At 60.0% G+C, this 22,660-nt stretch carries 25 protein-coding genes; 13 read left to right on the top strand and 12 right to left on the bottom strand.

What is annotated here, in order from left to right:
• Positions 1–8 precede the first annotated feature (8 nt).
• Positions 9–509: a type III secretion system chaperone family protein gene (locus J3456_RS01030; protein WP_349578527.1), complete on the bottom strand. Its 501-nt coding sequence runs from the start codon at positions 507–509 to the stop codon at positions 9–11.
• A 310-nt stretch (positions 510–819) separates the two neighbouring features.
• Positions 820–1,062: an accessory factor UbiK family protein gene (locus J3456_RS01025; protein WP_349578526.1), complete on the bottom strand. Its 243-nt coding sequence runs from the start codon at positions 1,060–1,062 to the stop codon at positions 820–822.
• A 94-nt stretch (positions 1,063–1,156) separates the two neighbouring features.
• Between J3456_RS01025 and lgt the strand changes: the two genes are divergently transcribed.
• From lgt to J3456_RS01000, 5 genes are all read left to right on the top strand, one after another.
• Entirely contained in the window at positions 1,157–2,041 is an 885-nt protein-coding gene (gene lgt / locus J3456_RS01020) for a prolipoprotein diacylglyceryl transferase (protein WP_349578525.1), read from the top strand.
• Positions 2,038–3,096 carry a class I SAM-dependent methyltransferase gene (locus J3456_RS01015; RefSeq protein WP_349578524.1) on the top strand — a complete coding sequence of 353 codons (1,059 nt, stop codon included), beginning with the start codon at positions 2,038–2,040 and terminating at the stop codon, positions 3,094–3,096. The genes lgt and J3456_RS01015 overlap by 4 nt, the downstream gene beginning before the upstream one ends.
• Entirely contained in the window at positions 3,093–3,848 is a 756-nt protein-coding gene (pgeF, locus tag J3456_RS01010; RefSeq protein WP_349578523.1) for a peptidoglycan editing factor PgeF, read from the top strand. The genes J3456_RS01015 and pgeF overlap by 4 nt, the downstream gene beginning before the upstream one ends.
• Before the next feature lie 270 nt (positions 3,849–4,118).
• Entirely contained in the window at positions 4,119–4,262 is a 144-nt protein-coding gene (locus J3456_RS01005; protein ID WP_162931872.1) for a hypothetical protein, read from the top strand.
• Between the two features lie 272 nt (positions 4,263–4,534).
• On the top strand, positions 4,535–5,254 hold the full coding sequence (locus J3456_RS01000; RefSeq protein WP_349578522.1) for a Hint domain-containing protein: 720 nt from the start codon (positions 4,535–4,537) through the stop codon (positions 5,252–5,254).
• Between the two features lies 1 nt (position 5,255).
• Here J3456_RS01000 and J3456_RS00995 read toward each other — a convergent pair whose 3' ends face one another.
• Entirely contained in the window at positions 5,256–5,756 is a 501-nt protein-coding gene (locus J3456_RS00995; protein ID WP_040700523.1) for an Lrp/AsnC family transcriptional regulator, read from the bottom strand.
• Between the two features lie 215 nt (positions 5,757–5,971).
• On the opposite strand from J3456_RS00995, the gene trxB reads away from it, so the two are divergent.
• The gene (gene trxB / locus J3456_RS00990) at positions 5,972–6,976 is read left to right on the top strand and encodes a thioredoxin-disulfide reductase (protein ID WP_067622778.1); all 1,005 of its coding nucleotides are present in this window, start codon (positions 5,972–5,974) and stop codon (positions 6,974–6,976) included.
• 196 nt (positions 6,977–7,172) lie between these two features.
• Complete coding sequence (locus J3456_RS00985; RefSeq protein WP_349578521.1) at positions 7,173–8,885, top strand: bifunctional sulfate adenylyltransferase/adenylylsulfate kinase; 1,713 nt, start codon at positions 7,173–7,175, stop codon at positions 8,883–8,885.
• A 60-nt stretch (positions 8,886–8,945) separates the two neighbouring features.
• Here the strand turns inward: J3456_RS00985 and J3456_RS00980 are convergent, their stop codons facing one another.
• The 3 genes from J3456_RS00980 to J3456_RS00970 all read right to left on the bottom strand — a co-directional run bounded on the left by J3456_RS00980 (position 8,946) and on the right by J3456_RS00970 (position 10,540).
• On the bottom strand, positions 8,946–9,824 hold the full coding sequence (locus J3456_RS00980) for a PhzF family phenazine biosynthesis protein (RefSeq protein ID WP_349578520.1): 879 nt from the start codon (positions 9,822–9,824) through the stop codon (positions 8,946–8,948).
• Between the two features lie 79 nt (positions 9,825–9,903).
• Entirely contained in the window at positions 9,904–10,122 is a 219-nt protein-coding gene (locus J3456_RS00975; RefSeq protein ID WP_007119022.1) for a DUF1150 family protein, read from the bottom strand.
• A 4-nt stretch (positions 10,123–10,126) separates the two neighbouring features.
• The gene (locus J3456_RS00970; protein WP_067267324.1) at positions 10,127–10,540 is read right to left on the bottom strand and encodes an Hsp20 family protein; all 414 of its coding nucleotides are present in this window, start codon (positions 10,538–10,540) and stop codon (positions 10,127–10,129) included.
• A gap of 163 nt (positions 10,541–10,703) precedes the next feature.
• Here J3456_RS00970 and J3456_RS00965 point away from each other — a divergent pair, with 163 nt between their 5' ends.
• The 3 genes from J3456_RS00965 to J3456_RS00955 all read left to right on the top strand — a co-directional run bounded on the left by J3456_RS00965 (position 10,704) and on the right by J3456_RS00955 (position 12,572).
• Positions 10,704–10,928, top strand: coding sequence for a YdcH family protein (locus J3456_RS00965; RefSeq protein WP_067267347.1), 225 nt, complete (start codon positions 10,704–10,706; stop codon positions 10,926–10,928).
• Between the two features lie 95 nt (positions 10,929–11,023).
• Positions 11,024–11,509: a 5-(carboxyamino)imidazole ribonucleotide mutase gene (purE, locus tag J3456_RS00960; RefSeq protein ID WP_349578518.1), complete on the top strand. Its 486-nt coding sequence runs from the start codon at positions 11,024–11,026 to the stop codon at positions 11,507–11,509.
• Entirely contained in the window at positions 11,502–12,572 is a 1,071-nt protein-coding gene (locus J3456_RS00955) for a 5-(carboxyamino)imidazole ribonucleotide synthase (RefSeq protein WP_349578517.1), read from the top strand. Before purE ends, J3456_RS00955 begins: the two co-directional genes overlap by 8 nt.
• Before the next feature lie 2 nt (positions 12,573–12,574).
• On the opposite strand, the gene J3456_RS00950 is transcribed toward J3456_RS00955, so the two are convergent.
• Positions 12,575–13,717 carry an alpha-D-ribose 1-methylphosphonate 5-triphosphate diphosphatase gene (locus J3456_RS00950; protein WP_349578516.1) on the bottom strand — a complete coding sequence of 381 codons (1,143 nt, stop codon included), beginning with the start codon at positions 13,715–13,717 and terminating at the stop codon, positions 12,575–12,577.
• Positions 13,704–14,504, bottom strand: a complete 801-nt coding sequence (locus J3456_RS00945) for an alpha/beta fold hydrolase (protein ID WP_349578515.1) — start codon at positions 14,502–14,504, stop codon at positions 13,704–13,706. The genes J3456_RS00950 and J3456_RS00945 overlap by 14 nt, the downstream gene beginning before the upstream one ends.
• Before the next feature lie 63 nt (positions 14,505–14,567).
• On the opposite strand from J3456_RS00945, the gene J3456_RS00940 reads away from it, so the two are divergent.
• Positions 14,568–15,032, top strand: a complete 465-nt coding sequence (locus J3456_RS00940) for an NUDIX domain-containing protein (protein ID WP_349578514.1) — start codon at positions 14,568–14,570, stop codon at positions 15,030–15,032.
• Here the strand turns inward: J3456_RS00940 and J3456_RS00935 are convergent.
• From J3456_RS00935 to J3456_RS00925, 3 genes are all read right to left on the bottom strand, one after another.
• Entirely contained in the window at positions 14,998–15,846 is an 849-nt protein-coding gene (locus tag J3456_RS00935; protein WP_349578513.1) for a DMT family transporter, read from the bottom strand. The two genes, J3456_RS00940 and J3456_RS00935, sit on opposite strands and share 35 nt — an antisense overlap.
• Positions 15,847–16,041: 195 nt before the next feature.
• Complete coding sequence (locus tag J3456_RS00930; RefSeq protein WP_349578512.1) at positions 16,042–16,782, bottom strand: sensor histidine kinase; 741 nt, start codon at positions 16,780–16,782, stop codon at positions 16,042–16,044.
• A 70-nt stretch (positions 16,783–16,852) separates the two neighbouring features.
• Entirely contained in the window at positions 16,853–18,199 is a 1,347-nt protein-coding gene (locus J3456_RS00925; RefSeq protein ID WP_349578511.1) for an ABC transporter substrate-binding protein, read from the bottom strand.
• Between the two features lie 166 nt (positions 18,200–18,365).
• Between J3456_RS00925 and J3456_RS00920 the strand changes: the two genes are divergently transcribed.
• Positions 18,366–20,396 carry a sensor histidine kinase gene (locus tag J3456_RS00920; protein ID WP_349578510.1) on the top strand — a complete coding sequence of 677 codons (2,031 nt, stop codon included), beginning with the start codon at positions 18,366–18,368 and terminating at the stop codon, positions 20,394–20,396.
• A gap of 23 nt (positions 20,397–20,419) precedes the next feature.
• The gene (locus J3456_RS00915; RefSeq protein WP_349578509.1) at positions 20,420–20,848 is read left to right on the top strand and encodes a response regulator; all 429 of its coding nucleotides are present in this window, start codon (positions 20,420–20,422) and stop codon (positions 20,846–20,848) included.
• A 109-nt stretch (positions 20,849–20,957) separates the two neighbouring features.
• Here J3456_RS00915 and groL read toward each other — a convergent pair whose 3' ends face one another.
• Positions 20,958–22,601: a chaperonin GroEL gene (gene groL / locus J3456_RS00910; protein ID WP_349578508.1), complete on the bottom strand. Its 1,644-nt coding sequence runs from the start codon at positions 22,599–22,601 to the stop codon at positions 20,958–20,960.
• Positions 22,602–22,660 lie beyond the last annotated feature (59 nt).

Below are 22,660 nucleotides of genomic sequence, written 5' to 3'. Positions count from 1 at the left end.
GGACTTTGTTACGCCCGGCCGTAAGCCTCTGCAATGGCGACGTCGATCGCGGCCTTGGGGGTTTGATCGCCCCAGACGAGCAATTGCAGCGCGGGGTAGTAGCGTTCGGCGCTCATGACAGCGGCACCGATCATCGTATCAATCTGCTCTGGCCCCGCGACCTGCCCACCGGCCAGCACCAAGCCGTAGCGGTAGACCATCAGCTGCTGATCCGGCCAGAAACTGAAAGCCCCCGCCCAGCATTGATCGTTGACCAGGTTTAACAATTCGTAAAGCTGCGGCAGTTTTTCGGCAGGCGGCTCCATCTCGAAGGTGCAAATCAGGCGCAGCGTTTCGTCATAGGCAGACCATGCCAGCGTGATCGAATAAGTTCGCCATTGGCCTTCGACAGCCATGGCGATCTGGTCATCCGCCACGCGGTCGAACTCCCAATCATGGTGCGCCGCGATATTTTCAACGATATCAATCGGGTGAACGTCTTCTTCAAGGTAATGCTCGGACAGGGCCATTTCGCCACCTCTCAATCTGTTCCACGGGGCGGGACGTGGCCCACCATTCATGGAAGCCTGCACAAATAGGCGTGTAGGTTCACATCACCTATACAAGATATGGTGCTTCTAGCGGAACAGTCTGGCAAGGTTTTTCTTGGGGATAACCACAATTGATAGGGGATAACCGCAATAACTTGTGGGTAAATCGCGGAAAACGTCTACAATTTGGAGAGCGGTGCTGCGCCGGGGCATAATTAGCCTTAGTCGGCGCGGAGGATCCCCGCCCCACCTTGGGGGCGGCAGATCAGATTTGGCCTAGGCTCGGGCCTCAGCCTTTTGCTTCGAGCTTCTCGAGCCGCGCTTTCAGCGCTTCGTTCTCTTCGCGGGCCTTTTGCGCCATGGCACGCACCGCGTCGAACTCTTCGCGGGTGACAAAATCACGATCAGCGAGCCAACGGTCGAGCATGCCCTTCATGGCAGTCTCGGCCTCATCCTTGGCACCTTGGGCGACGCCCATCGCATTTGTCATCATCTGTGATACGTCATCGAAAAACTTGTTACGGGTCTGCATGTCTGGCCTCCGGAGGTTTGTTAGCCTCTATATGGGGCGCGAAGCCCTTACTCGCAAGGTTGACTTCCCCGCGTGGCCTTGCTCAATCAGCACCATGATAGCCATGCTCCCCTTCCCCGATATCGCGCCGGAGATCTTTTCGGTTAACCTGTTTGGTGCCACCTTCGCGCTGCGCTGGTACGCGCTGGCCTATATCGTGGGCATATTGCTGGGCTGGCGCATCGCCACCGCGGCAGTCAAACGCCCGCAACTGTGGAAGAATGACACGCCCGTCATGAAGCCCGGACAGGTCGAGGACCTGCTCTTTTGGGTGATCTTGGGCGTAATCCTCGGCGGACGCTTGGGCTATGTGCTCTTTTACCAACCCGCCTATTACCTGTCGAACCCCGCTGCGATCTTGCAGCTTTGGGAGGGCGGCATGTCCTTCCACGGTGGGGCGCTTGGGGTTATTCTGGCCGGACTCTTCTATACACGGCGGCATCGCATCCCGGTGATCTCAACCGGGGATATGGTCTGTTTGGGGCTGGCCCCGGGGCTGTTTCTGGGGCGGCTGGCGAATTTCATCAACGCCGAGCTCTGGGGTCGTCCGACCGATCTGCCTTGGGGCGTGGCCTTCCCCGGTGAGGCAGCGCAATTCTGCCCCGACGTGGCCGGCATCTGCGCCCGGCACCCCTCGCAACTCTACGAGGCGCTGCTGGAGGGGCTGATCTTGGGCGGCGTGCTGATCTGGCTGGCGTGGAAACGCGGCGCGCTGAAAATGCCCGGCCTAATCGGCGGCACCTTCCTTGCGGGCTATGGTGCGGCACGTTTCGCGGTTGAGTTCCTGCGCCAGCCAGATGCGCAATTCGTCACCCCCGGCAACCCCCTGGGGCTGGCGTGGCATATCGGCGGCTGGGGGCTGACCATGGGGCAGATCCTATCACTGCCGATGATCGCCGTTGGCATCTTTCTGATCATCCGGGCGCGGCGGCAGGCATGAGCCTGAAGGACCATCTGCTCGCGCGGATCGCACTGGAAGGGCCGATGCGGCTGGACGACTATATGCAGTCCTGCCTGCTTCATCCCGACTGGGGCTATTACACGACCCGCGCGCCCTTTGGCGCGGAGGGGGATTTCATAACGGCGCCGGAGATCAGTCAGATGTTTGGCGAGTTGATCGGCCTGTCGCTGGCGCAAAGCTGGCTGGATCAAGGTGCGCCTGCGCCTTTCACATTGGCCGAGCTTGGGCCGGGGCGCGGCACTTTGATGGCCGATATGCTGCGCGCCTGCGCGCAGGTGCCGGGATTTCTGGCCGCAGCGACGATTACGCTGGTCGAAGCCTCCCCCGCTCTGCGCGACGTGCAGCGTGAGACGCTGCAAGGCCATGACGTCACCTGGTTGGATAGCGCTGCAGACTTGCCCGATGCACCGCTTTTCCTGATTGCGAACGAGTTTTTCGACGCGCTGCCGATCCGCCAGTTCATCCGCCAAGGCGCGGGTTGGGCGGAACGGCGGGTCGGCGCGGCAGAGGGCGCGCTAACCTTCGGCCTTGGGCCCGCGACCCCGCAGCCCACCCTCACGCACCGGCTGGAGGATACGAAGGACGGCGATCTGATCGAGCTTTGCGCCCCGGCAGCAGAGATCACGCAACAGATCGGCAGCCGCATCGCAGCCCATGGTGGCGCCGCGCTGATCGTCGACTATGGCGATTGGCGGGCCTTGGGCGACACCCTGCAAGCCCTGCAGAATCACGCCCCCGTCGACCCGCTGGCCAGCCCCGGCCACGCCGATCTGACCGCTCATGTCGATTTCGAGGCGCTCGCCCTCGCTTGCCCCTGCCCCCATAGCCGCGTCGTCACCCAAGGCGTTTTTCTTGAGCGTTTGGGCATCACCCCCCGCGCGCAAAAATTGGCCGAACTCCTGACCGGTGACGCGCTTGGCAGTCACATTGCCGCACATCGGCGGTTGACGCACCCGGCGGAAATGGGAAACCTGTTCAAAGTAATGGGGCTCTACCAAAAAGGTCAGACCCCACCCCCGGGGACAGAAGTATGACGCTCGAAATTCTCACATCAGATGCGCTTGCCCCTCTGCGGCACGGGTTCTTCACCCGCCGTGGCGGCGCGTCATCGGGGGTGTTTTCCGGGCTGAACTGCGGCAGCGGCAGCTCGGACCAGTCCGAGATCGTGCGCATCAACCGCGCCCGCGCTGCCGAGGCGATGGGCCTCCCCGCCGACCACCTTGTCGGGGTGCATCAGGTCCACTCTGCCACCGTCGTCACCGTGACGGAACCGCGCGACGACAAGCTCCGCGCCGATGCGCTGGTGACCAAAACCCCCGGCATCGCCCTGTCGATCCTGACCGCTGACTGCCAGCCCGTGCTCTTTGCGGATGCGCAGGCCGGTGTGGTCGGCGCGGCCCATGCGGGCTGGCGCGGCGCGCTTGATGGGATACTTGAGGCGACTGTAGATGCGATGGTTGATCTGGGCGCTACGCGCGAAAAGATCACCGCGGTGATTGGCCCGTCGATCAGCCAGCGCGCCTATGAGGTCGGGCCAGAGTTTCTTGACAACTTCATGAGCGCCGACCCAGAGTTTGCCCGTTACTTTGCCCAAGGCGAAGGTGACCGTCTGCATTTCGACTTGCCGGGCTTTGGCCTGAACCGTCTGCGCGCGGCGGGTGTGGGCCATGCGGAATGGACGCGGCATTGCACCTATGCCGACGCCTCGCGATTCTATTCCTACCGGCGCACGACCCACGCCAAAGAGGCGGACTATGGCCGCCTGCTCTCGGCCATCACGCTCTGAACGGGGCGAGATTGGGGCAAGGGTCGCCCGGTTCGTGCCGCATTGCTGTTGCCAGACTGGACGCAATTGCGCCCGATTTGCTGAATTGTTTCCCGAGTGGGCGGTATCTGTAGGATTTTAAACACTTTAGAGATTGTGGCATCCCCGCCCCAATGCGCCCAGCCTATCCGTCAAATTTGCGCAAGTTTCTCACCCATCGTCAAAAACCGGCCCGATTGCACTGCGATAGTGAATGGAACGATGCCCGCATGACCGAAGAGGAACCGAGCCATGAAAAAGAACCCGCGCTTCATCAAGTCCGTCGTTGAGACTGCCGCAAAGACGGACACCGTCATGCCATGGGCGCGTGGCGCGCGCCGCGCCGCCTTTATCGCAAAGCGCGCTGGCAACGCCCCGGTCCGCAAGACCGCCTGAAAAGTTTCCCCCGGTACCGGCGCCAAAGCGTCCGGTACAAATGACCGCCCCTCGGGACATTGATTCGTCTCGGGGGGCGTTTTCATGCAAATATGGCAGCCAAGAGCCGGGCCAAGAAACATACCGCGGTTTTAGCCAAAATTGGCGCGGGATGGGCTGTGAATATCCCGGATATTTTGACAATTCCGGCAGAACATGGCGCATTATCTATCAGTCCGCGCCCAAAAGGGCCGCGTTCCGCCCCGCTGCGCCGGGTAGATAAGGGGTTTTGCATGGTACAGACCGCCGCCGCCGATCTTGAAGTCCCGCCGCCTGCGCCGATGCGCAGCTATGAAGTTGCCGCCCTGCGCACCGATGGTTCACTTTATATCGGGCAAGACACTGCGCCCGCCGCGCCGCTTTTCGAATCCGCCTTTGCGGCCTTCGCCCGCGGGACGCTGATCCAAACGGTGCAGGGTGACATCGCAATTGAGGATCTTCAGCCCGGCGACATGATCAACACCTCATCGGGGGAACCCGCGCGATTGATCTGGATCGGATCCAGCAGCTTTATCCCGGCGGACAGCGGGCGGCGGCTTTCGCTGATCCGCATTATGCCCGACAGTTTCGGAGAGGGGCGCCCCAGCTCGTTCCTCACTCTAGGTCCCGCCGCACGGGTGTTACACACGCCGCCTCACCTGCGGGCAGAGGCGGGCAGCACCCGTTTGCTGACCCCGGTTCGCGCGTTTTTGGATGGGGTCAACGTGATTGAGGTCGCCCCGCCGACCCCGGTGCGCCTGTTCCATATCTGCCTGTCGCGCCATGCGGCGATCAAGGCAGGCGGGTTGGAGATGGAGACTTTTCACCCCGGTGCGCAAGCTCTGCGCGACGCCGCGCCCAGCCTTCGGGATCGGTTTTTGTCAATGTTTCCGCAGATCGCGCAAGCGACGGATTTCGGCCCCCTCGCCCATCCCCGCGCGCCTGAAACCACTGAAGACAGTCCAAAGGACTGATTCAGGGCGCGGTCGACAGCCGCGCTTCCAGCACGTCGAAGGGCACGCCGGGATCGTCCTTGGCCCCACGGATCACAAGGCTCGTCTTTACGCTTTCCACATTCGGCGTCGTCAGCAATTGCCCCGTGAGGAAGCTTTGAAAGCTCGACAGGTCCGGCGCCACGCATTTCAGGATGAAGTCAACCTCACCGTTGAGCATATGGCACTCGCGCACCAGCGGCCAACCGCGACATTTCTCTTCAAAAGCGCTCAGATCGGCCTCGGCCTGACTGGCAAGTCCGACCATGGCGAAAACCTGCACCTCAAAGCCCAGTTCGCGCGCATCCACATCGGCGTGATAGCCTTTGATGTAGCCTTGTTCTTCCAAGGTGCGGACCCGACGCAAACAGGGCGGCGCAGAGATGCCCACGCGCTTGGCCAGTTCGACATTCGTCATCCGGCCATCCGATTGCAATTCGGCCAAGATCATCCGGTCGATCGGATCTAGTCGTGTACCCGCCATATCATCCTCAGTGAATTTTCGATTCTTATAGCATCCTGCGTGGTACGCGCAATAAAGTTTCACACAGGCGCAATATTCTTTGTCTCACCCATCGAGCCGAACCGGCCGCCTGCTCACGCAAGCGTAATGGCAGGGCGGTGACGGTGGGGGTTTAACGGCTTCCCTGCTATCGCTATATGAGGCGGGCAATATCAATGACAGCCCGGGGGCGCCAGATGGCCGAGACACGTAAAACCAAGGTACTGATCATCGGCTCCGGCCCTGCGGGCTATACCGCCGGGGTCTACGCGAGCCGCGCCATGTTGGAGCCGATCCTCGTTCAAGGGATCGAGCCCGGCGGCCAGTTGACCACCACCACCGAGGTCGAGAACTGGCCCGGCGACAGCGAGGTCCAAGGCCCCGACCTGATGATCCGCATGCAGGACCACGCCAAGGCAATGGGCACCGAGATCATCGGCGACATCATCACCGATCTCGACCTGTCCAGCCGTCCGTTCCACGCCAAGGGCGACAGCGGCACGACCTATGTCGCCGACGCTGTGATCCTTGCCACCGGGGCGCGGGCCAAATGGCTGGGGCTGGAGAGCGAGGAAAAGTTCAAAGGGTTCGGCGTCTCGGCCTGCGCCACCTGTGACGGGTTCTTCTACCGGGGCCAAGAGATTGTGGTGATCGGCGGCGGCAACACCGCCGTGGAAGAGGCGCTGTTCCTGACCAACTTCGCCTCCAAGGTCACGTTGATCCACCGCCGTGATGAGCTGCGCGCAGAGAAAATCCTGATCGACCGGCTGATGAAGAACCCCAAGATCGAGCCGCTGTGGTTCCACGAGCTTGAGGAAGTCTATGGCACCGACAGCCCGCTGGGCGTCGAAGGCGTGAAGGTTAAACACGTTAAGACCGGCGAAATCACTGATATCCCGGCCAAAGGTGTCTTTGTGGCCATCGGTCACGCGCCCTCGAATGAACTGGTTAAGGACACCTTGGAAACCCACATGGGCGGCTATGTCGTGACCAAACCGGACAGCACCGAAACCTCCATTCCCGGCGTCTTTGCCGCGGGCGATCTGACGGATCATAAGTATCGCCAGGCGGTGACAAGCGCCGGCATGGGCTGCATGGCCGCGCTGGAAGCTGAGCGTTTTCTGGCCGAAGTGGGCGATGATGAGGGAAAAGACACCTCCCTTCCGCTTGGCTATGGGGCCGAAGTGAAGGAAGACGTTTAAGTCAGTGCATGGGAGGGCGGACAGAATTCTTTCTCTGTTTCGCTCTCCCCATGTCTTTACTGCAAATCGGACTTTCTAGGGGACTTCCGACCCTTCTGGCCCCTTATTCTAAAGTGCTATAGACTTTCCTAGCCTTCAGGCGCTAAGGCGGCCCCACCGGGATCCGCCCCCTTTCTTGTTGCGAAAAGTGATAGTTATGATGCAAAACAACCTCGCCCCTATTTCCGAACTCTATGTCTCTTACGAGTCTGCGCAGAAACTGAAGATCGAAGCCGGCAATCTGGTGAGCCTTGATCTCACCCCGCGTCAGATTTGCGATCTGGAGCTTTTGATGAACGGCGGTTTCAATCCGCTCAAAGGTTTCCTGTCCGAGGAAGACTATGACGGCGTGGTTGAGAACATGCGTCTGGCGGATGGCAGCCTCTGGCCGATGCCGATCAACCTCGACGTCAGCGAAGCCTTCGCCGAAAAGCTAGAACTCGGTCAGGACATCGCCCTGCGCGACCAAGAGGGCGTGATCCTTGCGACGATGACCATCACCGACCGTTGGACCCCAAATAAGGCACGGGAGGCCGAGAAGGTCTTTGGCGCGGATGACGTTGCGCATCCGGCGGTGAACTATCTGCACAATCAAGCCGGCAACGTCTATCTTGGCGGTCCGGTGACCGGCATCCAGCAGCCCGTGCACTATGATTTCCGCGCGCGCCGCGACACGCCCAACGAATTGCGCGCCTATTTCCGCAAGCTGGGCTGGCGCCGCGTCGTGGCCTTCCAAACCCGCAACCCGCTGCACCGCGCGCACCAGGAACTCACCTTCCGTGCCGCCCGTGAGGCGCAGGCCAACCTACTGATCCACCCCGTGGTCGGCATGACCAAACCCGGCGACGTGGATCACTTCACCCGCGTGCGCTGCTATGAGGCCGTGCTCGACAAATACCCTGCCGCCACCACCTCGATGAGCCTCTTGAACCTCGCCATGCGCATGGCTGGCCCGCGTGAGGCCGTCTGGCACGGGCTGATCCGCAAGAACCACGGCTGCACCCATTTCATCGTGGGCCGCGACCACGCTGGCCCCGGTAAGAACTCCGCGGGTGAAGATTTCTATGGCCCCTATGACGCGCAGGACCTGTTCCGTGCGCATCAGGAGGAAATGGGCATCGAAATGGTCGATTTCAAACATATGGTCTGGGTGCAGGAACGCGCCCAATATGAGGCTATGGATGAGATCGAGGACAAGGATAGCGTCACCATCCTGAACATCTCGGGCACCGAGCTGCGCCGCCGCCTGCGCGAAGGGCTGGAGATTCCTGAGTGGTTCTCCTTCCCCGAGGTCGTCAAGGAACTGCGCCGCACCTCTCCGCCGCGCTCGAAACAGGGTTTCACCGTTTTCTTCACTGGTTTCTCCGGCTCGGGCAAATCCACCATCGCCAACGCGCTGATGGTCAAGCTGATGGAGATGGGCGGCCGCCCTGTAACGCTGCTGGATGGCGATATCGTGCGGAAAAACCTCTCCTCCGAGCTGGGCTTCTCCAAAGAGCACCGCGACCTGAACATCCGCCGCATCGGCTATGTTGCAAGCGAGATCACCAAGAACGGCGGCATCGCCATCTGTGCGCCGATCGCGCCCTATGCCACCACCCGCCGTGCGGTGCGCGAGGATGTGGAGAACTTCGGCGCCTTCGTAGAGGTGCATGTCGCGACCTCTATCGAAGAGTGCGAACGCCGCGATCGCAAGGGGCTCTACAAGCTGGCGCGCGAAGGCAAGATCAAAGAGTTCACCGGCATTTCTGACCCCTATGATGTACCGCAGAATGCCGAGCTGGTGCTGGAGACCGAGAATGTCGAGGTCGACAACTGCGCGCATCAGGTGTTGCTGAAGCTCGAAAACATGGGGCTAATCGCGGGTTAACCTCCCCCGATTCAGTTCAACCGAAAACGCAGCCCCTCGGGGCTGCGTTTTGCGTTTGGGTCAGGCCGTTTCCGGCATGAGGACCCGCCCCGACATCACAACACGCCCCTGCCCCGCCACGCGTACGCCCGTGATCGCATCGCGCGGGCCCAGCACTTCGACCTCTGCCCGTCCTGGACGGCCCATGAGGTGCCCCTGTTCGGCGACAAATCGGGGGCTATCGATCAGCCCCCGCGCCCAGAGATAGGCCGCCATTGCGCCTGTCGCCGATCCGGTGAAAGGGTCTTCGGCGGGGCTCGGCGGGGCCAATAGCAGCCGCGCATAGGTGTCGCCCGCCGCAGTTGCGCCGTCGAGTGTGACCCAAAAAGGCTCCATCATATCGCTGTCTTGCCCCAGATGGGCGTTGTAATCCGCCAGCGCGCGGGGGTCGAGCTTCAGCCCTTCCAGGGCCGCGCGGCTGCGCAAGACCGTGATGCAAAAGGGCAGCCCGGTAGAGACCACCTGCGGCTGCCCGATGATATCGCCCGGCTCCAACCCGCCCACGTCTGCGACGAGATCAACAGGCACTTCGGCCCCAAAAACCGGCGCAATCTGGGTCATTGCGATCTGGGCGCCGCGGACCTCTACCTCCACGATCCCCGCGCCGGTCTCCAACCGCAGCGGCCCATCACCGATCAGCCCGCGATGGCGCAGGGCCGCGACGGTGGCGATGGTTGGATGGCCGGCAAAGGGTATCTCGCGGCTGGCGAGGTAGTATTTCACCTTGAAGTCAGCGATCTCGGACGGCCCTGTAAAGGTGCATTCTACCAAAGATGTCTCACGCACATAGGCCGTGCAAATGGCATCAGGCAGCACCGCCCCGCCATGCACCACGGCACAGCCGTTGCCGCCAAAGACCTGATCGGTGAAAGCATCCACCCAGTCGAAATCGAAATCCATACGCCCGCTCCCAATAACAAAAGGCCGCAGCGGACTGCGGCCTTGCATCGGGCTTAGCGTATCGTGATGAACGTCGGCGTCAATGCACCATGACCGGGCGGTAGTCGTGCTCTCGTGCCAGTGAGAAGGCGAGTTTTTGATCGCCCACCAGCGCCAGCTGCTGCCCTTCGGCGTCATGGACCGCATAAAGAAGCTCAAGCCCTTCCGCCTGGTCGCGCACTTCGCGCGGCAGATCGGCGACAGCGATGGTTTTGACATAGACCATACGGTCATTTCCGTGGGTGATTGCGTCTTGCATGATGTTACCCCTTCTTGATCTTGATGGTTTGAACCACCGTTTCAGGCTTGGCACGGGTCAGGTCGACATGCAGCAGACCATTCTCCATAACGGCTTCGCCCACATCGACCCCATCGGCCAGAACGAACGAGCGCTGAAATTGTCGCGCGGCGATCCCACGGTGCAAAAACACCCGATCTTCGCCATCGTCAGACTGACGCCCACGGATCACGAGCTGTCTATCCTCAACTGTTATCGACAGATCCTGTTCCGAAAAACCAGCCACGGCAAGTGTGATCCGGTAGCTGTAGTCAGATGTTTGTTCGATATTGAACGGCGGATAACCTTCGTTTCCGGCTTTGGCGCTGCGTTCAAGCACCCGTTCCAATTGTTCAAACCCAAGCATATGTGGGTAAGAGGCAAGCGTTAATTTCGTCATGCGACACGTCCTTATCAGGTCAAGCGACAGTGTTTCACAGGCCCCGCAACCGGCAGCCCGTTGCATTGAATATGGGGGGGCTTTCTTGCCTGCGCAAGGGCTATGCCAAATGATCTCAAGCGCTTATATTCAAGGTTCAGCTGCCCAACGGAATCACCTACCCATGAATGCCCCTACCGATCTGTCGATGAAAACGGACGAAGTGCTGCGTGTTGAACTTGAGGTCTTCCGACGGGAACATCGCGATCTAGACGACGCCATCCATGCGCTGGTCGAACGCGGCACGGGCGATCAACTGACCCTGCAACGGCTGAAAAAGCGCAAGCTGCGGCTCAAGGATCTTATCGCCCAGATCGAAGACCGCCTGACCCCCGATATCATCGCCTAAACCTTGATCTCTGTTGCCCGCGGCAATCATCGTTGCCACATGGGCCGGGATGGGTATAGTGCGCGCTCTGATCCACCAAGAGAAGGCCCTGCGCAATGACCACGCCCCCGGTTGGCATCATCATGGGGTCCCAGTCCGACTGGGCCACCATGCGCGAAGCAGCAACCCTGCTGGAAGAGCTTAACATCCCCTTTGAGGCGCGCATCGTGTCTGCGCATCGCACGCCCGACCGGCTGTGGGACTATGGCAAAACGGCCGTCGACCGTGGCCTGCAAGTGATTATCGCAGGCGCTGGCGGTGCGGCGCATTTGCCGGGCATGATGGCCTCCAAAACCCGTGTGCCGGTGATCGGCGTGCCGGTGCAAACCAAAGCGCTGTCGGGTGTGGATTCGCTCTATTCCATCCTGCAGATGCCGCGCGGCTTTCCGGTCGCGACCATGGCCATCGGTGCCGCAGGCGCGGCCAATGCGGCTTTGATGGCGGCGGGCATCCTTGCCTTGCAAGATGCGGGACTGGCCAAGCGGTTGGACGATTGGCGCGACGCGCTTAGCGCCTCGATCCCCGAGGTGCCGCATGACTGAGCCCCTGCAAACCGGCGCCACCATCGGCATTCTGGGCGGCGGTCAACTGGGACGCATGCTCTCGGTCGCCGCCGCGCGGCTTGGCTTTCGCACCCATATCTTTGAGCCGGGCGCCAACCCGCCCGCCGCCGATGTGGCCCATGCGGTGACCACCGCAGGCTATGACGACCACAGCGCGCTAGAGGCTTTCGCCCGCGTCTGTGACATCGTTACTTTCGAGTTCGAGAACATCCCGACCGAGGCGCTCGACGTGGTGGAGGCAATCACTCCGCTCCGTCCGGGCCGCGAAGCCCTGCGCATTTCCCAAGACCGGCTGACCGAGAAGACCTTCCTCGGTGACCTCGGCCTGCGGGTGGCGCCTTTTGCCGATGTGACCGATGCCCCCACGTTGAAAGCCGCCGTGGCGCAGATCGGGACGCCCGCGATCCTCAAGACCCGGCGTTTCGGCTATGACGGCAAAGGCCAAGCGCGGCTGAAAGACGATGCCGATCTCGACACCGCTTGGGCTGAGATGAACGGCGCGCCTTCAGTGCTCGAAGGGTTCGTGAACTTTAGCGCCGAGATTTCCGTCATCGCCGCGCGCAGCGCCACGGGTGAAGTCGCCTGTTTCGATCCCGGTGAGAACGTCCACCGCGATGGCATCCTGCACACCACCACCGTCCCGGCAAAGATCAGCAACGCGCAGCGCACCGATGCGGTCTTGCTCGCCGGTCGGGTGCTTAACGCGCTTGAGTATGTCGGCGTCATGGGGGTTGAGCTTTTCGTCACGCCGCAGGGGCTGATCGTGAATGAGATAGCGCCGCGGGTGCATAACTCGGGCCATTGGACCCAGAACGGCTGTGCCATCGACCAGTTCGAGCAGCACATCCGCGCCGTGGCCGGGTGGCCCTTGGGCGATGGGCAACGCTTTGCCGATGTGGTGATGACCAACCTCATCGGCGACGATATGGACCGCGTGCCAGAGCTTGCCCGCGCGCGCGACACCGCGCTGCACCTCTACGGCAAGGCCGAGGTGAAGCCGGGCCGCAAGATGGGCCATGTGAATCAGATCATCCGCGCCTGAGATCAGGCGACGAAACGCTCCGCTGCCGCGCCGGACATGAAGCTTACCCGCCCCGCCACGAAAGTGGCGGCGACGCGGCCCGTGGCCTTGTCCAACACAACGATATCGGCACGCTTGCCCGGCGCCAGCGTGCCACGATCGGCAAGCCCCAACACCTGCGCCGGTCCGGACGAGACCAGCGCCCAAGCCCCCGCAAGGTCGAGCAGCCCGCTTTGCGCCAGCATGAGGGCGGCACGGCGCGGCGAAGGGTAATGGTAGTCTGACGCCAAGGCGTGGCACAGCCCCATGCTGATCAGGTCCAGCGCCGACAGATTGCCGTTATGCGACCCGCCGCGCACCACATTGGGCGCGCCCATGATCACCGCATCGCCCGCCACATGCGCGGCCTCGGCGGCCTCCTGCGTTTCGGGGAATTCTGCCAGTGTCACACCCCGCGCCCGCCACAGGTCGCGCCCCTCGGCGGTCTGATCATCATGGCTGCCCATTTTGACCCCGCGCTGCGCCAGTTCTGCGCACAGTCGATCCAAGGCCGCTGGCACCTCATCGCGCCGGGCGTGCATCTGCTGCATCTGCGCCAGATGGCTCTCGGGGCTACGCCCGGCCTTCAGCGCCTGCCCCACCAGCCGTTTCGGCATCTTACCCGCCGCCAAGCGGTCATGCGGCAGGTGATCGTTGAACACCACATAGCCCACGCCCCACTCCGCCATACGCCGCGGCAGACTGTCGTAGAGGTCGAGCATATGGGTCTCAAACCGCAACTGCGGGCGGATATCAGTGACCAATTCCGGCGCCGTGTCGCGGATGCCGCTAAAGACCTGATCGGCAAATTCCAGCCCCCGCAGGCCGCCCTCCCAGCTGACGAACTGGGCCAAAACCGCCGTGGTCATGCCATTGGCCGCCAGTTCCGCCTCTGCAGCGACCAGCCCTTCGGAGAGCTGCTTCATCGCTCCGCGGCGCGGTGCCAGATGCCGCTCGAACGCATCGCCATGCAGATCGACAATCCCCGGCAGCACTTGGAAGCCAGTTAAATCAACGCTCCGCCCCACCCGGCGGTCATTAATCACCCCCTCGGCAAAAGACAGCGGCGCGCGGCTAAGCCCTTCAGGATGCAGGACCTCTGCGTTTATCAGGTCAAGGTTTGGCATCGTCCCCTCCCAACCCCGGCAGGCACCCGCCTTCGGGGCAGCCGATCGCATTCAATACACCATCGATAAAGGTCATCGACCGGTCAAAACTGCCGGTTTTCAAAAACGCCATGGTCTGCGCGATAACGCGCGGGTTGTTCATCATGAAAGTATGGGTCACGGGCAAGACGATATGCTCTTTCATCCCCGCCACTCGGGTCGACGCGACCGAAACCTTCCCGTCATCCGGACCCGGCAAAAGGCTTGAGAAATAAGGGTTTAGAGACTGTGACCCCGCGATCACGCCCAACTCAAACGGCACAGGCGGCAATTGGTTCGGGAGCGCCCCATCCCCGGTGCCGATCTCGGCCCCGGCCGGGCCATTCAACCACTCAAAGGCGGGGTTCTCGACCAATTCGTCGACCACTTCGCTGCCGTGATTGGGTGGCCCCAGCATCACCACGCGGCCGACACGATCGGCGCCAGCCTCTGCCACCCATTTGCGCACCAGAATACCGCCCATGGAATGGGTCACGAAATCAATCTGCGCGGTGCCACAAGCGGCAATCGCCTGCGGCAGGGTCTGCTTGGTCAACTCGGCGATATTAGCCTCGGTCGAGGGATAGCCGGGGCGCACCACGCGGTACCCTTCGGCGGCCAAGGCGGCTTCCATAACGGCGAAAGACATCTCGGTTCGGGCCAGCCCATGCAGCAATACAACACAGCGGCCCGCCGCCGTTTCAGCCGCCGCGGGCAAAGGAATCGCCAGCCAAATCGCGGCGATCAGCAAGGTGAGAGGTTTCATCATGCCCTCCAGATAGACTGATTGGCGGGACTGTGAAATGGTCTTGGCGCGTTACCTGACGAAAGTATGCCGATGCCCCGCCCCTGCCCCCGATTGGCCGCCCGCGCTGTCTTGTTGCACGAGGACCGCCTGCTGCTGGTCAATGCCTATGCCGATAATCGGCTGGGTTTGATGTGCGCCCCCGGCGGTGGAGTAGAGGCCGGCGCCTCCCTGCCCGACAACCTGCGCCGCGAGGTTTTCGAAGAGACGGGTCTGACAATCTCTGTCGGTGCGCCCTGTCTGGTCAACGAATTCCACGAACCCGGTGGCGATTTTCATCAGGTGGATATCTATTTTAGGTGCCATATCCTCGGCCCCGCCCAGATCGCGTCAGACTGGAAGGATCACGAAGCCATCGTCACCCGACATCAATGGGTCACCAAATCCGAATTGGCGCAGATTCCACACAAGCCCGACAGCCTCGGCGGGGTCGCCTTTGGTCCGGAGGAGGCGGCGATCACCTACGATCCGTTGGAGCCGATCTTGCGCTGATCGCCCAAGCAATCCCGCCCAAAACCAACGCCGTTGCGATAAGCAGCGTGAGGTTCAGCGGTTCATCCAAAAGCAGCGCGCCAGCAAGAATGGCGATGATCGGCACGCTAAGCTGCGCCACTGCCGCCGTGCCTCCGTCGATCCGGGCCAGCACTGCATACCACAATGCGTATCCAAGGCCGGAAGTTACCCCACCGCAAAGCACGCCCAATAGAAGCCCCGCTATACTGAAATGCGTCCCTGCCAAAGCGGGCAGGATAAGCATGAAAGGCAGGCAAAGCAGGAAGTTCGCCGAAGTCGCTGCCAATGGATCGCCCGATGTGCGGCCAATGATCGTATAGGCGGCCCAGCCCATCCCCGCGGCGACCATCAACCCAGCGCCCATGAAATCTGTTGAACCCTGGCCATCCGGCCAAAGAACAAGCACCAATCCGGCAAAGGCCGCCGCGGCGCCTGTGATTTGCCGTGCGGTGGGGGCCGCGCCGATCATCGCGGCGTAGGTAAACATGGTAATCTGCACGACACCAAAAAGAATAAGCGCGCCGAGCCCGGCATCCAACGTCAGATACGCGAGGCTGAAACCAATCATATAGACGGCAAGGCTCACGGCGCCGCCGATCCTATTGCGTCGCAAGAGCGGCAGCCGCCCGCCCCGTAGCGCCACCATGACCCCCAAAACCAGAGCACCTGCGGCGACGCGAACAAGCGCAAAGCCAGCAGGATCAATATGCCCTCCGTCTACCGCCATCCGCGTCAAAATGGAGTTTGCCGCAAAAGCGCACATGGTGAGAGCGGAGAGTAGGAAAAGCTGCATGACCATTCGCTTAGCCTCCCGACCCGTCTGCGCCAAGCGCCGAGTTTCTTCTCCATAGCAATTTAACTGGGTCGTGATGACAAACCCCCTCAATTTGACCAGCGCGATCGGGTGAGGCGGTACAAACAGCGCATCATCCCGACAGGTGAAGCCAGATGCCTTTGCCAGGGGCATTCGAGTTTCATGTTGCACTGCCTATATTGCCCCCTCCAAACGCACCTCTACCGACGTACCGCGTTCGGCACCGGTCGAAATCAAACGGGCATGTCCGCCATAATTCCCGGCGATCTTTTGAACCAAAGCCAGCCCAAGCCCGGAGCCTTCCACCTCGTCCCGGGATCGCAACGTGGTCATCGGCTTGAAAACACGCTCGTGAAATCGCGGATGAATCCCCGGCCCATCGTCTGAAACGGTCACCATCAGGGCAGACCCTTCGCGCCATGCCGCCACCGCGACCCTTCCTGAAAACTTGTCATGATGCTTGATCGCGTTCTCAATCAATGCCGAAAGGAGCGTGTGAAGGTCTCCTTCATCGATTAGAAATGAGCCGCAACCAAAGCTATGATCGATCCGAAAACCACTGGTCGGCCCAATCTCCTTTATCACAGCATCGAATGTCTCTTGGAGACTAACCTCTCGGATATTCGCCATCTTTCCTGCACGGGAATACTGCAAAAGATCGAACAGCATCCGATCCAAACGCTGCGTATGCCGTTTCATCAAAGCGACGGAACTATGCACCGAAGGACTTACCTCAAGCCCAGACTCCTCGATATCCTCTGCAATCCATTCTGGCAGCTCCAATAACGCGCGGATTGAACCGCGCAGATCATGGCTTACCAAATGGATAAACTCCTCTGCGTCCGGCGCCGTATTTGGCTGTTTCCTCAAAGTTATTTCAAAGTCGAGGGACGAATCTAGCTGGGGATGAGTCATATCACTAACGCCCTACGCATGACCGTTGGACAGAGCCCCGCACCTGCCGGATCGAAGAATAAGGCTGCCATTACGCGATATCCCGCAGCAAACGGCGCGCATTCGGCGGATACTTTTGGCGAAGCCGCGCCCAACGTTGTATCTGCTTCTCGCGCCCCGCTCGGCTGGTGATAAGCTGCCACTGCTGCGCCACACGGCTCAGGGCCATTTTCGGCGCAACCTCGCCCTGCAGCGCCCGATCCAAGCCTCTTCCTAAAGCCTGAAAATACTCAGATTGCCCTTTCAGGTAGAAATCTGGAATTGCCCCGTCAAGCGACGCGCGATGCACCTTGAGAAACGATTTTGAATAAGCATCTTCAACGCCCGGATCGCTATAGTGTTCCTTTCGGTAAGGGTCAAAAAAGCCCTCTGGCTGCCGAACGGCCAGTGTCGACATCTCAGGTGTGACCGCGAAAAGAGCAAATAAATAGGCGAGTTCCTTCTGCGTCGATGTTGCGCTGACGACATAGCTCCACCCCCAGTTGAAATAGGGTGTTGCAAGGAGTTCCCCCCCAACTTTCCCACCGGGCGTCGGGCCGTAAATCATCCGCCCCCTCATTGGCGACCGAGCAGAATTCAGATATTTCTGCGTCCCTCCCCAGCCAATATTGCAATAGACATCGCCCTTCGCGTATCGCTCCCAGTTTTCGAATAGCCCGAGGTTAGAAGTATCGGAGACGAGGCTGTCCGTAATCGCAATCAATTCTTCCAACGCTGCCACACCCGGGTCTTCAGCAATTTGTGGTGTCATATCGGGGGACAACGGCCAGAACCCTTTGGCGTGAAATCGAACCCACCACTCCCACGCCAGATACCCCGGGGTGCGAAACAACAACCCGCCATATCGACCAGTTTCCGGCGCATGAAAGAACCGTATCTGCCGATCCAGTTCCCCCCAAGTCTTTGGCATGGCGAGAGAATAACCAAAACGATCCGCATAGCGGGCCTGCTCATCCGGATCGTGAAGTATTTCGCGGTGGTAGAACATCACATAGGCGTCGCCATCTGTTTGGAAACCATAGGTCTGACCGTCAAACCTATCCCCCTCTTGGTAGAGCATAGGACCGCGAAATCCCGGCGGCTCATAGCGTGCGGCGTAGTCATCCAACGCATGAATCGCCCCGGCGGCAACGAGGTCTGCCACCCCAAAGGTCGCGGGCAAGGCAACGTCATATTTCGCCCCACCAAGTACACTATTTAGCATAAGTTCCGCGTTGATCTGATCGACATGCACCTCTTGAAGGTCGACTTTCACCCCGGTTCGCTTCGTAAACACCGCTGCGACCGGTTCAAGATTGGCACGCGATCCTTCCGGAAGCAGCACAGAGAGCGTTCTAACATTTCCAGCCAAACCACGGGCTTGCGCGGTCACCTTCATATCAATTGTCTCCCCGAATACCGGACCGGCGATAAGCGTGCTGAGGCCCGCTCCCAGGCCGATAGAAAACCTTCGCCTTGTCAACCTGCGCCCTTCTAACACACTGCAATCCTCCAATCAGCGGCTGGGGCATGCCCCCTCTCGCTCTGAACCCGGTTTTAGGTCCGTGGCGATTAACATTGCGTTAATTGGTCCCAGCTATTCAGTCAGCATGGTTTCGATGCATCCCCCATGGCCGCTGCTGCAGTTTCTCGGCAGTCGTATCAGCTCCCGCCTAAGGGCAGCGCTCCTTCTCGTGGCGGCCATCATTGGCGTGGCGGGATGGGCAGCTACGGGTCAGATGAGGTCTGTGCTGGTTAGTCACGCTCATTTAAGCGAAACGGCGCTTCCTACGTTGGCCATTTCCCAACAAATTGAGCGGTCCTTGAACGGTGTATTCCTCTCGATTGAGCAGCTTAATCAATTAGATACCTCCGTGTCGCCGGAGACGCTCGCAAAAGACATCACAACAAAAATCGACGAAACTTTGGAGCTTTTAGAAAATCTGAAGACAATGGAAATTGCGCTCCCGTTGGCAGCGCGGCTGGAGGGGCGGCTACATATGGCACGGCGTGCATCTGATGCGACAGTTTTCAGCCTTCTAGAAATGCGGCGCGCCGAGGGCCAGATCCTCACAACGCTTGATCTTGTCGAGCAAATTCAAGAACAGAATCATACGACTATCGATGATTTGGCCTACCGGCTTTCACAGCAAACTGAGGCCCTGTTAAGCGAAGCCTCTGAAAGCTCTGCGTCCGACGATGTTGCCCCAGCAAATCGCCCTTCAGGCTTTCCCGAGACGCTGTTGAGCGCAATTAATCTGAATGACATTCGGCTAAGCCTCGACACGCTTATTAACATCATCAATTCACAAGGGCTACAGAACCAACTTCTTCAACCCGAGCGCGCGCGGCTCCTTGTCGAAGAACATTTCCAAGATGCCATAACCCGATTGCCGCGCATTCATGAAGCAGCCAGTAGACGGACGCTGGCCCGCCAAATTGACGCGCTGCGCGACGTGCTGCTTGATCCCGAAAAGGGCTTCTTCGCGCATTCAGCGGCACGTCTGCGGTTTCACGAAAGCGTTCAAACGCTGCAAGCCGAACACCTGCCCATGATCGTGGGGATTTCCGACATATCCTCCGATCTGACTCAGAACACTTTACGGCGAGTGGACCTCGCGACCGATGAGCTGCGCGACACCATCTATCGGGTTATATGGACCGTTGGCCTCACCGTTGGAAGCGCGCTTCTCGTGATTGCCCTTACCAACGGCTTTGTTGTTGAGCGGCAGTTCAACCGTCGCATCAATCGGTTGACCGATTCCGTCACGGCTATCGCTCGGGGTGACCTTGATCACCCCGTCACCGTGCGAGGGCAGGATGAACTAGGAGAGATGGCACGTGCATTAGTTGTGTTCCGCACAACTGCGGAAGAGTTGCGGCGCTCGAACATCGAGCTCGAGAAATTCGCCTATGTGGCCGCCCACGACCTGCGCTCTCCCCTCCGTGCGGTGCATGAATTAAGCCTTTGGGTACTAGAGGATGAGGAAAATGCGCTGAGTGCGGAAAGCCGAAGCTATTTGCTTATGTCACAACAACGGATTGATCGGCTTAACCGCCTTCTGAACGATCTTTTGGACTACGCCCGGGCGGGACAGGACCAACCTGCGCCAGAGCCGGTGCACCTTGCGCGATTGGTGGCAGACCTTGCCCGCTATACCGACACCGAGGGTCGGTTCAAAATTAGCTTTGCCGGGACAAATCAAGTCATCGATTTACAACTTACGCCGTTGCAGCAGATTTTGGGCAACCTGATCTCAAATGCAATCAAACACCATGACCGGGGTCATGGCATCATCCATGTTAACGCCGAGGTAAAGCAGGACCGTGTTGTTCTAAGCGTCCGCGATGACGGGCCTGGAATAGAGCTTCGGCACCAAGCAAAGATATTTGAGCTGTTTCAAACACTTAAACCGCGTGATGAGGTTGAGGGGAGCGGCTTGGGCCTCGCCATCGTAAGCAAGCTCGCCACCCACCAAAAAGGCAAGGTCACGCTGTCCTCCGACCCCAACAAAGAGCGCGGGTCGACCTTTGTTGTGGAGCTTCCATTGGCACCACGTGCACACCGCAATCTGCCCGTGGCGGCGGCGGCGTGACCCAAGCCGAAAAGGAAAATTGGATGAAAACGACGCCCGCGAAGTTTCTTATCGTAGACGATGACAAAGTCAGCGTGATGGCCATGCAACGGGCGATGCGCAAGTTGAAGATCGTCAATGAAACGGCGGTTTGTCACGACGGGCAACATGCGCTCGAATTTTTAGCGGAGGAGGTGAAGCGGCATGGTCGATTGCCGCCCTATATCGTCACACTTGACCTCAATATGCCGCGTATGGGCGGGCTTGAGTTCTTAGAAGTTGTCCGGGCCGATCCGGCGTTGGAACGGATGGTGGTTTTTGTCTTTACCACCTCCGATATGCCCACGGACGTGCAATCCGCCTATAGCAAGAATGTCGCGGGCTATATCGTGAAGGAAAACCCCTCGGAGACCTTTGCCAATGCGCTCGGCATGCTCAACGCCTACTCGCGGATCGTAGAGTTGCCGGGGTAATCACTGAGCACCGGATAGAGCGCCGTCAAATGCGGATAGCCCCCACTTTTAACGAAAAGAGGCGCGCCATTGCTGGCACGCCTCCTGAACTTTAGCCAATAGGTCTGGCTTACATCATGCCGCCCATGCCGCCCATGTCGGGCATGCCGCCACCGGCGGGTGCGCCGTCTTTTTGCGGACGGTCAGCGACCATGGCTTCGGTGGTGATCAACAGACCAGCGATCGAGGCCGCGTCCTGCAGAGCAGTACGAACAACTTTGGCCGGATCGATGACGCCGAACTTGAACATGTCGCCATATTCTTCGGTCTGCGCGTTGAAGCCGAACTTCAGGTCGTCGCTTTCGCGGATCTTGCCCGCCACGACGGAACCGTCGACGCCAGCGTTCTCAGCGATCTGACGCAGCGGTGCTTCCAGTGCCTTGCGCACGATGGAGATACCGACGTTCTGGTCGTTGTTGTCGCCGGTCAGGCCTTCGAGCTTTTTGCCCGCCTGAACCAGAGCAACACCACCGCCAACAACGATGCCTTCTTGAACAGCGGCACGTGTCGCGTTCAGGGCGTCGTCAACGCGGTCTTTGCGCTCTTTCACTTCGACTTCGGTCATGCCGCCGACGCGGATAACGGCAACACCGCCTGCCAGTTTGGCAACGCGCTCTTGCAGCTTCTCACGGTCGTAGTCGGAAGTGGTTTCTTCGATCTGGTTACGGATCTGAGCAACACGTGCTTCGATCTCGGCCTTCTCGCCAGCGCCGTCAACAACAGTGGTCTCGTCTTTGGTGATCGCGACTTTCTTGGCAGAACCCAGCATGTCCATGGTCACGGACTCAAGCTTCATGCCGAGGTCTTCGGAGATCACCTGACCACCGGTCAGAACCGCGAGGTCTTGCAGCATCGCTTTGCGACGGTCACCGAAGCCCGGTGCCTTCACAGCAGCAATCTTCAGACCGCCGCGCAGTTTGTTCACGACGAGTGTCGCCAGGGCTTCGCCCTCAACGTCTTCGGCGATGATCAAAAGCGGCTTCTGGGACTGGATCACTTGCTCAAGCAGCGGAACCATCGGCTGAAGGCTCGACAGTTTCTTCTCGTGCAGCAGGATGATCGCGTCTTCCAGCTCGACAGTCATTTTGTCGGAGTTGGTGACGAAATAGGGGCTCAGGTAGCCGCGGTCGAACTGCATGCCTTCGACGACATCGGTCTCTGTTTCCAGGCCTTTGTTCTCTTCGACGGTGATGACACCCTCGTTGCCGACTTTCTGCATCGCGTCTGCGATTTGACGGCCGATCTCTTTTTCGCCGTTGGCGGAGATGGTGCCGACCTGCGCGACCTCGTCGCTGTCGGACACGTCACGGGCCGCGGCTTTGATCGCTTCAACGACCTTGGCAGTGGCCAGATCGATACCGCGCTTCAGGTCCATCGGGTTCATGCCAGCGGCAACCGATTTCATGCCTTCTTTGACGATGGCCTGGGCCAGAACAGTCGCGGTGGTGGTACCGTCGCCTGCTTCGTCGTTGGTCCGGGAAGCAACTTCCTTGACCATCTGTGCGCCCATGTTTTCGAACTTGTCTTCCAGTTCGATTTCCTTCGCCACGGATACACCGTCTTTGGTGATGCGCGGTGCGCCGAAGGATTTGTCCAGAACCACGTTCCGGCCTTTGGGGCCGAGTGTGACTTTCACCGCATCGGCAAGGATGTTTACACCCTTGAGCATCCGGTTGCGGGCATCGGTGTCAAATTTGACGTCCTTAGCAGCCATGTTGTCTTCTCCTAAAATCTTGGATTGATGTGAGCGTCTTCAAAGGGTCGGCAAGCCGG

The organism is Sulfitobacter sp. NFXS29 (assembly GCF_040148765.1).
In the GTDB taxonomy this organism is placed as follows: domain Bacteria; phylum Pseudomonadota; class Alphaproteobacteria; order Rhodobacterales; family Rhodobacteraceae; genus Sulfitobacter.
Note: the sequence above shows the minus strand (reverse complement) of the source record. Positions and strands in the feature narration are given on the sequence as shown.